The 2,809-nt window shown below is 61.1% G+C and carries 2 protein-coding genes and 3 tRNA genes; 1 reads left to right on the plus strand and 4 read right to left on the minus strand.

Annotated elements, in window-relative coordinates; translation table 11 throughout:
• From ACTRWB_RS38055 to ACTRWB_RS38070, 4 genes are all read right to left on the minus strand, one after another.
• Positions 1-131, minus strand: a 131-nt coding sequence (locus tag ACTRWB_RS38055) for a GTP-binding protein (protein WP_236061810.1), incomplete at its 3' end; no start/stop codon positions are given.
• A 64-nt stretch (positions 132-195) separates the two neighbouring features.
• Positions 196-270 (minus strand) — tRNA-Thr (locus ACTRWB_RS38060).
• A gap of 25 nt (positions 271-295) precedes the next feature.
• Positions 296-369, minus strand: a tRNA-Gly gene (locus tag ACTRWB_RS38065).
• A gap of 44 nt (positions 370-413) precedes the next feature.
• Positions 414-499, minus strand: a tRNA-Tyr gene (locus ACTRWB_RS38070).
• A 553-nt stretch (positions 500-1,052) separates the two neighbouring features.
• On the opposite strand from ACTRWB_RS38070, the gene ACTRWB_RS38075 reads away from it, so the two are divergent.
• Positions 1,053-2,006, plus strand: a complete 954-nt coding sequence (locus ACTRWB_RS38075; protein WP_446904914.1) for a hypothetical protein — start codon at positions 1,053-1,055, stop codon at positions 2,004-2,006.
• The last annotated feature ends 803 nt before the right edge of the window (positions 2,007-2,809 follow it).

The raw sequence follows: 2,809 nt of genomic DNA on the forward strand, positions 1-2,809 counted from the left end.
GCTTCGCCGCCGAACTTCTTCGTCAGCACCGTCGTGATCGCTGCCGTCAGCGTCGTCTTGCCGTGGTCAACGTGACCAATCGTACCAACGTTCACGTGCGGCTTGGTCCGCTCAAATTTACCCTTGGCCATTTTCGACTCCCAAAAGGAATTTCACAGGTTGCGCCGCGCGCAAACAGACACTGACTTGTACTGCTGGTGCCCATGGGCAGGATCGAACTGCCGACCTCTCCCTTACCAAGGGAGTGCTCTACCACTGAGCCACATGGGCGCTTTTACGCTTCAACTTCACGGTCTGGAGCGGGTGAAGGGAATCGAACCCTCGTCGTAAGCTTGGAAGGCTTCTGCTCTACCATTGAGCTACACCCGCACGGGCGACTAACGATTCCCTACCGCTCTTTCAGCTGATGTTCTTGGTGGAGGAGGTTGGATTCGAACCAACGTAGGCGTAAGCCAACAGATTTACAGTCTGCCCCCTTTAGCCACTCGGGCACCCCTCCGTAGAGAACTGACGATTATGGGGGTGCATCGCACTCCTGTCAAGCACATCCGGAAGATTATTTTCACTCTCTTCCCAACACTTGCTCCGCCACCGATCTTCGCCCCTTGCCCGGCTAAGGCAAGCACGCGATGTTGCCGATCGGCGCCACATCTTCGTCAGACTCCGTTTCCAGCGCCAAACTTCATCTGCGCTAAAAACGAAAGACCGCCATCATAAGGCCTCCAGCGCACAATGCCAAGCGGGTAAGCACAAAATTTCCGCAAATTTCGTGCCGGACGGCTCCGGCGACCTCTCCTTCGGTGTTCGCGGGGCTTCAGCTCGGCTATCGATGGATGGCACGGGCCCATTGCCGGGTACCGCGGCGACGCCTGGTCACGCCCAATGGCCGGCACGCGCAATAGCATTGGTTCGTGAGCACTCCGGCATCCGCACCGGACATTGCGACTGTACTTTCGGCACGGGTTCCTGGTCGCCCCGCCCTGTTTTTGCCGACTTCTGCGGCACGCGCGATACCATCCCGGGTCACCTGCCCGCTCCCGGTTCCAATTCTCATGCGCCTGCTTGCTCTTGTGATGGCTTTCATGGCCTTGACCGCACATGCCGCCGGCCCGGCTGATGCCTGGTGCCGCTCGAGCACGATCGCGAAGGTCCGCCAGCAGGCGCTGACTGAAAGCCACGTCGCAGGACGCTCAAAGGCAGTCGCTGCGCTCGCTGCGTACGACCGGTTGAAGCCGGCGCTCGATGCCGGATGCCTGGAATCGACGCGCCTTGATTCGCCCTCGGCGCGCCCCATGAATCAGGATGCGATCGCGTATGCGTGGCTTCTCAACGACGCCTCCGCGTACCTGATCGCCGCAGGCGCCCGAGGTGACCCGCCTCAAGACGAGTCCGGCAGCCCAGCCTGCCTCGGCGTGCTGCAGCCATTGCTAGGCGACGACATGCGCCCACGCCCTGGGGTACCCCGCAACCTCGGTGCCGCCATCGCGGCGAATGTCCTGCAGTGCGGCACTCGTTGCGTCACCCCGTCGTGCAAACCGACCAACGTCAGCATCTGGTCCGCGTATCGCAGCGAATCCGCGGCGTACACACGGCATCCCGCATGCCCGTACGATGCCCGCCTCGTGCAGCTGAACGACGGAATCTGCGTCGGGTTCGACGCGGGCGCTTTCGCCACCTCCCATACGTACGACGACGCAGGGAAACTGACATGCGACGATCAGTCGTCAACGTCCGCCACGCGTTGCCCGGCAATGCTCGTGCTGACTCGGGATCACGGCCGGAACACGACGCGCCGGTTTCCGCCCGCCGAGCATTCCGCACTCAGTGATCCGAGTACCGCGTGCACGGTGCGATCGACAGGCGTCGACGCAGGCGGCACGCACTTCGCGTTGATGGGTGAAGGGCGAGACTGTTTCGGCGGTACCGCCTATTCGCTCATCGAAGAAATCTACGTGTTGCGAGACGGACAACCCATGCTCGTCAGAAGGAACAGCGCCGACTTCTGATGGCAGCCTGCCCGCGAGCTCTCGCACGTCGTGGTTGGTGCCAAGATCGAGATTTTTTGCAGTGAGCTGCGCACGCCCCTGGCCTGGCCTCGAATGAAGCCAATTTCAATGATGATCGGTGGAATTGAGTCAAGAACGCAGCCTGATAGCAACACGGCGCCGGCCCTGGCAAAGTTCGGTCGCGCGGCTTCAACTGGTAACAACCGTTCTGAGCTCACGTCAAAAACATGCTGAAAGCTGGGCATGTGCGGCAGACGACACCTGGCTCATGCGAACCGCGCCAAGGGCGCCGGCATGCGATGTAGCCGCAGAATAGCAATCGCAATTTTGGCAGATGATGCGTTCAGTATGGCATTGAACGGAGCAAGATAGCCGATCATTGAGCCGCGAGGGGACGCCACATCAGGCCAAGCCCGACGACGAACAAATCCGTGACGGAGGATTGCAGCGTAGGAGTTGGCGGGTGTAATCGGCCCGGCTTTCGACTCGATCGCTGTCGCTTCGAACAGTGGGGCGGATGGGAAGATACCGGTTTCGGCAGCGCGAGTTGTTGTTGCGCGGCCGACCTGAGTGCTCCGAGCACGTTTCGACAACCGCGTGGGCGGCCGGCTCCGGACTTAATCAACACCATCGAAGCGCCAGCTCCGTCCGCACCGCCCTTCGCCGGCGCGCGTACATTTTCGCCGCGCCAATGCAAAAACCCCCGCCTTTCGGGCGGGGGTTCTTGGCTTAGGGAGCCTGACGATTACCTACTTTCACACGGGAATCCGCACTATCATCGGCGTAGAGTCGTTTCACGGTCC

The sequence above is a fragment of the Burkholderia sp. YIM B11467 genome, from assembly GCF_052952715.1.